The organism is Streptomyces sp. RG80 (assembly GCF_040446465.1).
Lineage (GTDB): Bacteria > Actinomycetota > Actinomycetes > Streptomycetales > Streptomycetaceae > Streptomyces.
In genome coordinates, this window is record NZ_JBEAAJ010000013.1 from 293,171 (window position 1) to 305,511 (window position 12,341).

Below are 12,341 nucleotides of genomic sequence, written 5' to 3' on the forward strand. Positions count from 1 at the left end.
CACGTATCGCCGACCGAATAGACCCTTGCTCTTCACGTCGGATACGGCTAGATGAAACACCGTCTGAACACGTGTCGTATAAACTCCGCGAACGAGGCAGAAGGTTGGCGCCCACGGTCTGTTCGAGCCTGCCGTCGAGGTGACGTGCGGCAGGCCTCACGCACCTCCCACGCACCCGGACCCGGCCCCCGCCTGTCTGACCCCGCGAGCTGACAGCGCCGTCCGCCCACGCCCTCGCGCCACTGTGCCTGTCGAATGAGAGGCGACCCACCATGCCGCTGCATGTCCCCCCGGCTCCCGCGCCCGCACTTCGCTCCGTCCTCACTGCGCTCGGTTCGCCCACCGCGGTCCGCGAGGCCCGAACTCCCTCCCTGCGCACCGCCCAGGGACCCGTGACACCCGAACTCCCCCTGCCGGTCCACGTACTGGACGAGATCACCACCGCGGGCGCGTCCGCCACCCGGCTGGCCGGGTGGCGTTTCCTGATCCGCTGCCAGGACCGCGCGGTGGCCGCCGCCGAGACCCGGCTGACCCCGGACGGCTGGGCCTTCTCGCACTTCTTCGAGGGCCCCTACATCGCCTCCACCGAGCGCGCGCTGCGCCAGGCGGAGACCATGCAGCAGCCCTACCAGCCCCGCCTGCTGTCGGTTCCGGGCCTCTACATGCTCACCCTCTGGCTGCACGGCGACTGCACCGCGGACGGCGCCGGCGGCCACCCCGCCGCCACCGACCTCCTCGTACCGCTGGCACCCGCGCCGCCCGGTATCGCCGCCCACCGGCCGCACCGCGTCGCGGAACTGCTCCCGGTGCTGACCCATCGCGCGACTCCGGCCCCGCTTCTGGGACAACTCGCCTGACATCCCGGAATTTGGCTCGTACGAGCGGAATAAAGCTCGTACGAGCCTTTTCCATGTCCGCACCCCACCCGGACTAGCCCCATCCGACCATCTCGAACCACCCGAAGAGACAGTGCAGTTGGGATGAACCGTCCGCGCGGGTGATGCGTCATGAACTTGTGAGTAGCTGTGCCGCGAAATGCCTGCGGATTGACGCCCGTGGGGCAACACTGGTTCCGACCGACTTATCACAACGGGGGCGGCCATGAAAACCACGACAAAGCGAAAGATCCCACCAATGTGCCAGCACCAGCCACCGTGTCCGACCGCAGAATCCGCCGACCGGGAGGGCGCCCGACTCGTGGCGCACCACCCGGAGCAGGGATGGAGCCTGCTGTGCAACGGCGTTCTGCTCTTCGAGGACACCGGTGAGCTCCTGCCCGACGGCAAGATCATCGCCCCGCACCGCCCGCTGGGCACCGAACAGGTGATGACCGCCGCCTGAGGCGAACGCCGGGCGGGGGGACCGCCCGCCCGGTGACTCGAGGGGCCGGCCGCAGCCACGCTGCGCACCGGCCCCGACGCATGTCCGGGGGCGATCACTCCGTGTAGTTCATCGGACGGCACGCGGTCATCTCCGTTACTCCCTTCCCATCGGTGCCCGTTTTCCGGAAGACTCCTGGAAGTTTCGATCCGTCGACGGAGGTGGGGAGTTGGCAGTGCACGAGGTCGACACCGAGGGGGTGCCCGAGCCGGGGGGCAGGGTCACGATCACGGAGATCGCCCGGCAGGCCGGCGTCTCCGTGCCGACCGTCTCCCGGGTCGTCAACGGCCGCACCGACGTGTCGCCCAGGACCCGGGCCCGCGTCGAGGAACTCCTGCGCCTGCACGGCTACCGCAAGCGCCCGCACTCCTCCGGCAGCGGAGCCGCCCTGCTCGACCTGGTCTTCAACGACCTCGACAGCCCCTGGGCCGTGGAGATCATCCGCGGGGTCGAGGAGGTGGCGCACTCGGTCGGCGTCGGCACCGTGGTCTCCGCGCTGCACGGCCGTTCCGGGGACGCGCGTGAGTGGATGCGCAACCTGCGGGCCCGCGCCTCCGACGGCGTCATCCTGGTCACCTCGGTCCTGGAGCCGGTGCTGCACGAGGAGTTGCGCATCCTCGGCGTCCCGCTGGTCGTCGTCGACCCGGCGGGCTCGCCCGCGCTGGACGCCCCCACCATCGGCGCCGCGAACTGGTCGGGCGGCATGGCGGCCACCGAGCATCTGCTGTCGCTGGGCCACCGCAGGATCGGCCTGATCGCGGGCCCGCCCCGGCTGCTGTGCTCCCGGGCCCGCTTCGACGGCTACCGCGCCGCGCTGGAGGGCGCCGGCCTCACGGTCGACGACGCTCTCGTCGTACTGGGCGACTTCCACCCCGAGTCCGGCTTCGAGGGCTGCAACGCCCTCCTGGACCTGCCCGAACCGCCGACGGCGATCTTCGCGGCCAGCGACCAGATGGCGCTCGGCGCGATCGAGGCGCTGCGCCGGCGCGGGCTGCGGGTGCCGGAGGACATGAGCCTGGTCGGTTTCGACGACCTTCCGGAAGTCCGCTGGTCCGCCCCGCCCCTCACCACGGTCCGCCAGCCCCTGGCCGACATGGGCAAGCTCGCCGTCCGTACGGTGCTCAAGCTGGCCCGCGACGAACGGCCGGACTCGCCGCGGGTGGAGCTCGGCACGGAACTCGTCGTCAGGGCGAGCACCGCGCCCCCCGCACGCTGACACGGCTCCGGCCCGGCGGTGGGCCACACCGCCGGGCCGGGCCGCATCCCGGCGGACTCCCCTCCGTGCCCAGCCGCCGGGCGTCTCAGCGAGCCACCACTACTTCTTGAGTGCCTCCCTGATGGCGAAGTAGGCAGGCTTGGGCTGGAGTTGCTCGTCCCACGGCAGCGCCGCGCCCTGGCCCTCGAAGAACGCCGGTATCCAGCTGTACTTGTCGGTGTAGTCCCAGACGGTGATGCCGACACAGCGCCGCACCGCGAGACAGGCGTCGGTCAGGTCGGCGTACCAGTCGGCCTGCTGGGCCAGCTTCTCCTCGGTCGCGGGCAGGATCATCCGGATGTCGACCTCGGTGAGCGAGGTGTCGAGGCCGAGCTTCGCGAACCTGCGGAGGTTGTCCTCCAGCGTGGTCGGATAGCCGTACTGGAGTGCCAGGTGGGCCTGGAGACCGATGCCGTCGAGCGGCACGCCCTGTGCCTTCAGCTCCTTGGCCAGGTTGTAGTAGGCGTCGCTCTTCGGGCCGACCGCCTCGATGTTGTAGTCGTTGAGGTAGAGCTTGACCTTCGGGTCGGCCTGCCGGGCCCAGCGCAGGGCGTCGGCGATGTACCCGGGGCCGAGGGTCTTGTAGAAGACCGTCTCGCGGTACGTCCCGTCCTCGTTGAACGCCTCGTTGACGACGTCCCAGGCGAACACCTTGCCCCGGTAGTGCCGTACCTCGGTCTGGATGTGCTTCTTCAGCACGGCCCGCAGCTCGGGCGCCGTCCACTCCTTGCTCGTCAGCCAGCCGGGCAGCTGGCTGTGCCAGACGAGGGTGTGGCCGCGCACCTTCTGGTGGTTGGCCCGGGCGAGGTTCACGATCTCGTCGCCCTGGGTGAAGTCGAAGACGCCCTGCTGGGGTTCGGTGGCGTACCACTTCATGCCGTTGCCCGGCGTGATCTGGTCGAACTCGCTGCCGAGGATGGCCTTGTAGGGCTCGTCGACGAGTTCGGGGTTGTCGGTGGCGCTGCCGAAGTAGCGGCCGTGGCGCTGGGCGAGGTCGGCGAGGGTGACCTTCTTGCCGTGGGCCTCGGCGCCCTCGTGGGCCTGGGCGCCGGGGCCGGTGGCCACGCCTGCGGCGACCAGGAGGGCGGCGAGGGCGCCGGCGAGTCTGAGACGGTTCTTGCGCATGGTGCGACTCCTCACGTGCGGGTGTGTGGGCGAGCCGTACGGGGTTCCGGCGCGGGTCATCCCTTCGTGGCGCCGGCGGTGAGGCCGCCGACGAGCTGGCGCTCGGCGACCGAGTAGAAGGCGAGGGCCGGGACCATCGCCAGGACGAGGTAGGCGAAGACACGGGCGTACTCGGCGGAGTACTGCCCCTGGAACTGCTGGACGCCGATGGGCAGGGTCCACCAGGTGTTGTCGGTGAACACCAGCAGCGGCAGCATGAAGTTGTTCCAGCTGGTGACGACGGCGAGCACGGAGACCGTGCCGAGCGCGGGCCGTGCCATCGGCAGCAGGACCCGCCACAGGAATCCCAGCGAGCTGCACCCGTCGAGGGTGGCCGCCTCCTCCAGCTCGCCGGGGATCTCCCGGAAGAAGGCCCGCAGGATGATGATCGTCATCGGCAGCCCGAAGGCCGCCTGCGGAAGGATCACACCGAGCGGGTTGTCCAGCAGGCCGAGGTAGCGCAGCAGCAGGAACAGGGGCAGCGCCGCCACCGCGAAGGGGAACATCAGCCCCATCGTGAACAGGGTGAACAGCGCCTCGCGCCCCCGGAAGGCGAACCGGGCGAAGGAGAACGCGGCGAGCGCGGACACCGCGACCACGATCACGGTCGTGGCCACCGCGATCAGCGTGCTGCTGCCGAGCAGCCGCCAGAACTCACTCGCCCCGAGGATGTCGGTGTAGTTGCCGGTCAGCCACTTCTCGGGCAGTCCGAAGGGGTTGCGGGAGAGCTCGTCGGTGGACTTGAAGCCGGAGATGATCGCGTACAGCAGCGGGGTGACCATCACCGCGCCGACGGCGACGAGGATCGCGTGGAAGGGCAGCGTCCGGGTGTTCTTGCGGCTCACTTGCCGCCTCCCCTCATCGTCGTCGTGGCCCCTTCGAGGTCACGTCGGAGCACGAACCGCTGGTAGGCGAGGGCGAACACGAGGCAGATGCCGAACATGACCACGCTGATCGCGCTGGCGTAGCCGACCTGGTAGCGCTTGAAGCCGTACTGGAACATCGTCACGGCCATGGTCTCGGAGTGGTGGTCCGGGCCGCCCTGGGTGGTCACCCAGACCAGGTCGAAGAGCTGGATCGCCCCGATGACCGACAGGAAGACACTGATGCGCAGGGTGGGGGCGAGCAGCGGCAGGGTGACACTGCGGAAGCGCTGCCAGGCGTTGGCGCCGTCGATCAGCGCCGCCTCGGTCAACTCCCGTGGCACGGACTGGAGTGCGGCCAGGTAGAGCATCATGTGGAAGCCGAAGTACTTCCACGTCATGACCAGGAACAGGGTCGCCATGACGTTGGAAGGGTCGGCGAACCACTCCCCGCCCAGCCCGTCCAGGCCGATGCCGCCGAGGAAGTGGTCGGCGAGCCCGTCGTCCGGCGCGAAGATCATGCCGAAGAGAACACCGGTGATCGCCTCGGACAGGACGTACGGCGCGAAGAACAGCATCCGGTAGACCGCCCGGCCGCGCAGCCGCTGGTTCAGGAGCACGGCCATGGCGAGCGCGAACGGCAGCTGGATGGCGAGCGAGAGGACGACCAGGACGAGGCAGCGCCACAGGTCGCCGATGAAGACGGGGTTGTCGAGGAGCTGGGTGAAGTTCTCCGTGCCGATGTAGTCGGAGGGCATGCCGAAGCCGCCCCAGCGGAAGAACGCGGCGTACAGCGCGAACAGCATCGGCAGCAGCACGAGCCCGATGAACAGCACCAGGGCGGGCACCTGGAAGCCGACGGCGGTGAGCCAGTGGAGCACGCGTCGCCGCCCCCGCCCGTCGGCCGCGCCGGCGGCCGGGGGCGGGAGGTCGACTTCGGAGCCGCTCCGCTTGTCCGGGAGGAACGTGGAGGTCATCGGCTGTTACTGCTCTTCCTTCGCGACCTTGGTGATCGACTGGGCGACCTGCTGGGGCGACTTGGAGCCCGCGATGAGGGCCGCGACACTGTCGTTGACCTCCTGGCCGACCGCGGGCGCGTACGCCTGGTCGAGATAGAGCTGGAAGCCGGTGGCGCTCTTCAACTGGGCCTGTACGGCCTTGATGTTGGGGTCGGCGATGGCGCTCTCGGCGCTCGGGACGACGGGCAGGACGCCGGTCTTCTTGACGAGTTCGAGGTCGGTGGCCTCGGAGGCGAAGAACTTCAGGAAGTCGACGGCCGCCTGCGGTGCCCCCTTGCGCAGGGCGTGTCCACCGCCCCCGCCGAACACCTCGGTGATGGCGCCCTTGCCGCCCTCGACCGCGGGGAACGGGAAGAAGCCGAGGTCGTCGCCGAGCCCCTTGCCGGAGTCGGCCTCCACCACCGGCGCCCACTGCCCCATGAGCTCCATCGCGGCCTTGCCGTTGCCGACGGCGGCGGCCTGACCGGTGGGGGTGGAGTACGCGGCGCCGAGGAAGCCCTTCTGGAAGGGCTGGAGGTCGACGAGGTCCTGGAGGTGCTGTCCGGCCTGGACGAAGTCGTCGCCGGTGAAGTCCTTGTCGTCGTTGGCCTTCGACAGGGCCTCGGCACCCGCGGTGCGCATCGCGAGGTAGGCCCAGTAGTACATGCCGGGCCACTTCTCCTTGCCGGCGAGGGCGATGGGCGTGATGTTCTTGGACTTCAGCTTGCTCACGGCCTCCATGAACCCGCCCCAGGTGGTGGGGGGTTCGCTGATGCCGGCCTGCTTGAAGAGCGCCTTGTTGTACCAGAAGCCGATCATGCCGATGTCGAACGGGACGCCGTACAGCTTGTCGTCGATCAGGTACGGCTCCTTGGCGACCTTCAGCAGTCCGTCGGCCCACGGCTTGGTCTTGTCGGTGAGGTCCTCCACCAGCCCCGCGTCGACCTGCTGCTTGAGGACGCCGCCGCCCCAGGTGTGGAAGATGTCGGGGAGCTTGCCGGAGGCGATCAGCGCCGTCATCTTCGATTTGTAGGCGTCGTTCTCCAACTGGACGATCTTTATCTTCACCTTGGGGTTCTGGGCCTCGAACTTCTTGGCCAGGCCCGCCCACACCGTCTTCGTGGGCTCGGTGGTGGAGATGTTCCACCACTCGACCGTGGTCGTCCCGTCGGACGACCCTCCATCATCCGAGTCACCGCAGCCACTCAGTGCGGTCATGCCCAGACCGGCCGCGGCGGACGCCGCCAGGAAGCCGCGGCGGGACAGTGCCGGGTCGCCCATGGTGTGCTCCTTGGGTACGGGACGGCGCCTTCAAGCCCGTCCGCTGGACCGAAAGTTTCGGAGTTGATCCAGAAAGGTTCGTTGTTGCCGCACCCTAGAGACAGCTGCCAAACGGTGGCAACCCCTTGTACGAGGTGAATCTGCGGCCGACTTCCCCGGTGTCGGGGCCGGTTGGCACCGATCGGCCCCGACCGAGAGTTTCCGACGCTTTCCGGAATCAGGGCCGCGGCTCGGGCAGGTACTCGAACCAGTCGAAGGCCGCGCTGCCCTCGAGGACGTACATCCCGACCACCCGCCCGGTGAAGCCCCCGGCGACCTGGGTCGACAGATAGCGTCCGTCGAGCTCGGCCAGTCGCACCCCGTCGATCCCGAGTGCGACGACATCGGGCCCACCGGCACGGAGTGCGGGCGCGTCCTGACCGGTCGGGGAGACGAGGTCGTCGGTACGGACCTCCACGGTGAGCGTGACCGGCCCCGCCGCCACCGCCCGCCGCGCCAGGCACTGCCGCACCGGGCCGATCCGGGCGAACACGGCCGCCTCTCCGCCGGCGACCTCGATGTCGTAGTGATGGGCCTCGTCGAGGCGGACGGAGAGGCCGGCGCGGCCCGTCCCGGGGTCCAGTCGGGCCGCGAACCGGCAGTCGGGGTGCTGTTGCCGGCGCCCGACGAAGGTGTGGCCCGGCCGGTCGAGACTGTCGCCGGTCGCGTGCAGGGTGAGCCATCCGAACCGCTCCGCCAGCGACCAGGAACCGTCCGGCCTGCGGCGCGGGGAGATCCAGTACGGCGCCAGGCCTGCGGCGTCGAAGTCGTCCCGTGCGGGCGGGAGTTGAACGGGATGCCAAGCGGCGGGCGCCGGGTGACGTTCCCCCACCCGCCCCACCCGCGGCCAGCCGTCGGCCCACTCCACCGGGGCCAGGAACGTCTCGCGGCCCAGCACATGGAAGGACGGGAAGTACCCTCGCGGACGGGTGCCGAGCAACACCATCCACCAGGTGCCGTCGGCCGCCTCCACCAGGTCGGCGTGACCGGTGCTCTGGATGGGCAGGCCGACGCCACGGTGGCTCAACACCGGGTTGTCCGGGGCCGGTTCATAGGGGCCTCGCGGCGACCGCGCCCGGGCGATCGAGACACCGTGCCCCTCACCCGTACCGCCCTCGGCGAGCATCAGATACCACCACTCGCCGATGCGGTACAGATGCGGCGCCTCGGGGTCCCGCAGCCCCGTCCCGGACCACACCGGAAGGGGCCCTTCCAGCACCTTGCCGGTCTCCGGGTCGATCCGCGCGACGTTCCCGCCCGCAACGGCACACCAGCAGGAACCGTCCTCGTCCCAGGCCAGATCGGGGTCGATGCCCTCCACATCGATCCACACCGGGTCCGACCACGGCCCCTCGGGACGTTCGCTGGTGACGATGAAGTTGCCGCGCGCCCCGACATTGGTGGTGATCAGGTGGAAGCGGCCGTCGTGGCGGCGCAGGGTGGGGGCGTAGATGCCGGCCGAGGCAGGCAGCTCGTCCGGCAGCTCCAACTGCCCGGGCCGGTCGAGGACGTTGCCGATCTGCCGCCAGTGCACCAGGTCACGGCTGTGGAAGAGCGGCACGCCGGGGAAGTACTCGAAGCTGGAACACACCAGGTAGTAGTCCTCGCCCACCCGACACACGCTCGGGTCGGGATGGAACCCGCCGATCACGGGGTTGTCGTACGTCCGCATGTGCGTCAGTCCCTTCGAGCGTCGCACCGAGGCGAAACTTTCGGATGATCTGGCGAACGTTACGGAGTCGCACTGTAGGTGGCCAGGGGGCCACGGACAAGACACCCGGACTCACCCGGACTCACCCGGCCCGACGGCCTACGGCCTGCATCCCGACGGCGTACGACATGACTCTGGGTGTCCGCCATCGACCGAGGTCCTCACACACCCCCACCTGGCGCAATCCACCACAGGTTGTCGCCAACACCCCCTTATCCACCCTCCCCAGCCACCCACTGGCGAGTCTTAACGGAAGCTTGACGCGCTCACCCCGCTCATCCGTGGGCCCTGACATCACTCTCCGCTTACGCTGATCCCACCGTCCGAGTGATGGCCGGAACCGCACCCAGAGCCGCACACCAGGAGCCCCCGGATGGCCACCACCGAACACGCGCAGCCGAGCCGTCTGCGCGCATGGATGCTGGAAGGCCTGGCGGACATGGGCAAGGGCCACCCACAGCCGGCCCGACCGGCGGAGGCCGAGCCCCAGCCCGAGTCGCAGCCCGAGGGCCAGGCCTGGTGGCGGGTCATGTGCCTCACCGGCGTCGACTACTTCTCGACCCTCGGCTACCAACCCGGCATCGCGGCCCTCGCCGCGGGCCTGCTCTCCCCGATCGCGACCATCGTCCTGGTGATCGTGACCCTCGCGGGCGCGCTGCCCGTGTACCGCCGCGTGGCCGAGGAGAGCCCCCACGGCCAGGGCTCGATCGCGATGCTGGAGCGCCTGCTCACCTTCTGGAAGGGCAAGCTCTTCGTCCTGACGCTGCTCGGCTTCGCCGCCACCGACTTCCTGATCACCATCACGCTGTCGGCCGCGGACGCCTCGACCCACCTGGTCGAGAACCCGCACCTGAACAGCGCCCTGCACGACCAGCAGATGCTGATCACCCTCGTCCTGGTGGCCCTGCTCGGTGCGGTGTTCCTCAAGGGCTTCCTGGAGGCGATCGGCGTCGCGGTCGTCCTGGTGGGCCTCTATCTCGCCCTGAACGTCGTCGTGGTGATCGTCGGTCTGTGGCACGTCGTCACCGCGGGCCACGTGGTCACCGACTGGTCGACCGCGCTGACCAACGAGCACGGCAACGTCTTCGTGATGATCGGCGTGGCCCTGATCGTCTTCCCGAAGCTCGCCCTCGGCCTCTCCGGCTTCGAGACGGGCGTCGCCGTCATGCCGCACGTGAAGGGCGACCCGGGTGAGACGGACGACAACCCGGTCGGCCGGATCCGCGACACCAAGAAGCTGCTCACCACCGCCGCCGTGATCATGAGCTGCTTCCTGATCGCCACCAGCTTCATCACCACCCTCCTGATCCCTGAGAAGGAGTTCGAGTCCGGCGGCCAGGCCAACGGCCGCGCCCTCGCCTTCCTCGCGCACGAGTACCTCGGTGGCGCCTTCGGCACGGTCTACGACGTCTCGACCATCGCCATCCTGTGGTTCGCCGGCGCCTCCGCGATGGCCGGCCTGCTGAACCTGATGCCGCGCTATCTGCCCCGCTACGGCATGGCCCCGCACTGGGCCAGGGCCGTCCGACCGATGGTCATCGTCTTCACCCTGATCGCCTTCCTGGTCACCTGGATCTTCGACGCCGACGTCGACGCCCAGGGCGGCGCGTACGCCACCGGCGTACTGGTCCTGATCAGCTCGGCGGCGATCGCGGTGACCATCGCCGCCCGCAAGGCCGGGCAGCGCAACTGGACCATCGGCTTCGCGATCATCTCGGTCGTCTTCCTCTACACGACCGTCGTCAACGTCATCGAACGCCCGGACGGCGTGAAGATCGGCGCCTGCTTCATCGCCGGCATCATCGCGGTCTCGCTCCTCTCCCGCCTGGCCCGAGCCTTCGAGCTCCGCGTGACCAGCGTGACGCTCGACCCCATGGCGGAACGTTTCATCCGGGACATGGCCAGCCGCAAGCTGCGGTTCATCGCCAACGAGCCCGACCAGCGGGACAAGGCCGAGTACCGCGAGAAGATCGAGCAGATCCGCGAGGACAACGACATACCCGGCCAGGAGGACTTCGTCTTCGTAGAGGTCACGGTCCTGGACCCCTCCGAATTCGAAGCGGGCCTGACGGTACGCGGCGAGGTCCTGCACGACCGCTACCGCGTCCTGACGCTGGAGTCCTCCTCCATCCCCAACGCCCTCGCCGCCCTCCTCCTCCACGTCCGCGACACGACAGGCCGCACCCCGCACATCTACTTCGAGTGGACCGAGGGCAACCCCTTCGCCAACTTCCTCCGCTTCTTCCTCTTCGGCCAGGGCGAGGTCGCCCCGGTCACCCGAGAGGTCCTCCGCGAGGCAGAACCGGACCGAGCCCGACGCCCACGGGTCCACACAGGCTGACGACATACCTGACCCGCGGCCGCCGACGGCGGGACGCCCCACGGGGGCCACCCGCACCCGACAACGAAAGCCGCACGGGCGGTTGCGGGTGAGAACCCCAGATCCGGCCGAAGGCCGGATGCCCACCACGCACCCGCACCCGGCACCCAAGCCGCCCGCGTCAGATTCGCGTCAATCTTCGGCGCTACGGCGTCAGAGCACCGTCAGCGACAGCGCCCTCCCCCCGCAACACGCCCTACCGTCACCCCATGAGACCGAGCGGACGGAGCGACCCCTCAGGCCCGACCGGCGACCGCCACTGGCACGGCACCGTCCGGCTCGCGGCAGGCTACGCCCTCGCCTTCGGCGCCCTGACCCTCCTCATCGACTACGACGCGGGCACCCTGACCCTCGCCCGCGCCCTCCTCTGGCTCGCCCTGACCACCGCGGTCTTCGCCGTCCTCTTCCCCCAACGCATCACCGCGGGCCCGGGCTGGCTGGAGGTCCAGGGACTGGCGGTCCGCCACCGGGTCGACACGGACGCCCTGGTGTCCGTACGCCTCTACGGCCGCGTCTCCGCACACCTGATCCTCCGCGACACCCACGGCAACCGCCTGGAACTGGACCCCCGCACCCTCGTCACCAACCCCCTCCTCTGGCACGAGCTGGACACCGGCGTACGCCACTCCCTCGCACGCGGCACCCTGTGCCAGGGCACGAACGCCCTACGCCACCTCGGCCACGAGATCGACGACGAGACGGCCCTCTCGGTCCTCAGGGCGTCCGGCATGACCTGACCCCGACGCGCAGCCCTGCCCCCGATCCCACGTCCCCAGCCCCACGCCCCCGGCCCTATCGTGATCCGCATGCAGTCGTACACGATCGGCCAGGCGGCCCGACTCCTGGGCGTGAGCCCCGACACCGCGCGTCGCTGGGCGGACGCGGGCCGGATGGCCACCCACCGCGACGAGGGTGGGCGCCGGCTCATCGACGGCCGGGACCTGGCCGCGTTCTCGGTCGAGCTGGCCAGGGGCGACGCCGGCGACGAGGAACCGTCGTACACCTCGGTCCGCAACGCCTTCCCCGGCATCGTCACCGCGATCAAACTCGGCGACGTAGCCGCCCAGGTCGAGATCCAGGCCGGCCCGCACCGTCTGGTCTCCCTGCTGACCCGCGAGGCCGTCGAGGAACTCGGTCTGGAGGTAGGCATGGAAGCCACGGCCCGAGTGAAGTCGACAAACGTACACATCGACCGAACCTGATCCGCACCCGCACCCGCACGACACGCTCGTACAAACGCACATGCGCACCCCATCACACCATCTCCCTA

General features: G+C 69.6%; 11 protein-coding genes. 6 read left to right on the forward strand and 5 right to left on the reverse strand.

The genetic code is table 11. The annotated features are described in order from the left end of the window. Nucleotides 1-272 precede the first annotated feature (272 nt). The 3 genes from ABKA17_RS39350 to ABKA17_RS39360 all read left to right on the forward strand — a co-directional run bounded on the left by ABKA17_RS39350 (nt 273) and on the right by ABKA17_RS39360 (nt 2,596). Nucleotides 273-857 carry a hypothetical protein gene (locus ABKA17_RS39350; RefSeq protein ID WP_353697189.1) on the forward strand — a complete coding sequence of 195 codons (585 nt, stop codon included), beginning with the start codon at nt 273-275 and terminating at the stop codon, nt 855-857. Nucleotides 858-1,134: 277 nt separating this feature from the next. Further along, the gene (locus ABKA17_RS39355; protein WP_353697190.1) at nt 1,135-1,341 is read left to right on the forward strand and encodes a DUF5999 family protein; all 207 of its coding nucleotides are present in this window, start codon (nt 1,135-1,137) and stop codon (nt 1,339-1,341) included. 208 nt (nt 1,342-1,549) lie between these two features. Beyond that, nucleotides 1,550-2,596, forward strand: coding sequence for a LacI family DNA-binding transcriptional regulator (locus tag ABKA17_RS39360; protein WP_353697191.1), 1,047 nt, complete (start codon nt 1,550-1,552; stop codon nt 2,594-2,596). Nucleotides 2,597-2,695: 99 nt separating this feature from the next. On the opposite strand, the gene ABKA17_RS39365 is transcribed toward ABKA17_RS39360, so the two are convergent. The 5 genes from ABKA17_RS39365 to ABKA17_RS39385 form a co-directional block, all read right to left on the reverse strand. After that, nucleotides 2,696-3,760, reverse strand: a complete 1,065-nt coding sequence (locus ABKA17_RS39365) for an endo-1,4-beta-xylanase (RefSeq protein WP_353697192.1) — start codon at nt 3,758-3,760, stop codon at nt 2,696-2,698. A gap of 56 nt (nt 3,761-3,816) precedes the next feature. Beyond that, entirely contained in the window at nt 3,817-4,581 is a 765-nt protein-coding gene (locus ABKA17_RS39370; RefSeq protein ID WP_353697221.1) for a carbohydrate ABC transporter permease, read from the reverse strand. Nucleotides 4,582-4,640: 59 nt separating this feature from the next. Then, nucleotides 4,641-5,639 carry a carbohydrate ABC transporter permease gene (locus ABKA17_RS39375; RefSeq protein WP_353697193.1) on the reverse strand — a complete coding sequence of 333 codons (999 nt, stop codon included), beginning with the start codon at nt 5,637-5,639 and terminating at the stop codon, nt 4,641-4,643. A gap of 6 nt (nt 5,640-5,645) precedes the next feature. Next, nucleotides 5,646-6,941: an extracellular solute-binding protein gene (locus tag ABKA17_RS39380; RefSeq protein WP_353697194.1), complete on the reverse strand. Its 1,296-nt coding sequence runs from the start codon at nt 6,939-6,941 to the stop codon at nt 5,646-5,648. Between the two features lie 217 nt (nt 6,942-7,158). Continuing rightward, entirely contained in the window at nt 7,159-8,652 is a 1,494-nt protein-coding gene (locus ABKA17_RS39385; protein ID WP_353697195.1) for a glycoside hydrolase family 43 protein, read from the reverse strand. A 412-nt stretch (nt 8,653-9,064) separates the two neighbouring features. Between ABKA17_RS39385 and ABKA17_RS39390 the strand changes: the two genes are divergently transcribed. The 3 genes from ABKA17_RS39390 (at nt 9,065) to ABKA17_RS39400 (ending at nt 12,273) form a co-directional block, all read left to right on the forward strand. After that, nucleotides 9,065-11,032 carry an APC family permease gene (locus ABKA17_RS39390; RefSeq protein WP_353697196.1) on the forward strand — a complete coding sequence of 656 codons (1,968 nt, stop codon included), beginning with the start codon at nt 9,065-9,067 and terminating at the stop codon, nt 11,030-11,032. Nucleotides 11,033-11,280: 248 nt separating this feature from the next. Further along, entirely contained in the window at nt 11,281-11,808 is a 528-nt protein-coding gene (locus ABKA17_RS39395) for a hypothetical protein (RefSeq protein WP_353697197.1), read from the forward strand. A 69-nt stretch (nt 11,809-11,877) separates the two neighbouring features. Next, nucleotides 11,878-12,273 (forward strand): TOBE domain-containing protein, encoded by a 396-nt coding sequence (locus tag ABKA17_RS39400; RefSeq protein ID WP_353697198.1) that lies wholly within the window; start codon nt 11,878-11,880, stop codon nt 12,271-12,273. The last annotated feature ends 68 nt before the right edge of the window (nt 12,274-12,341 follow it).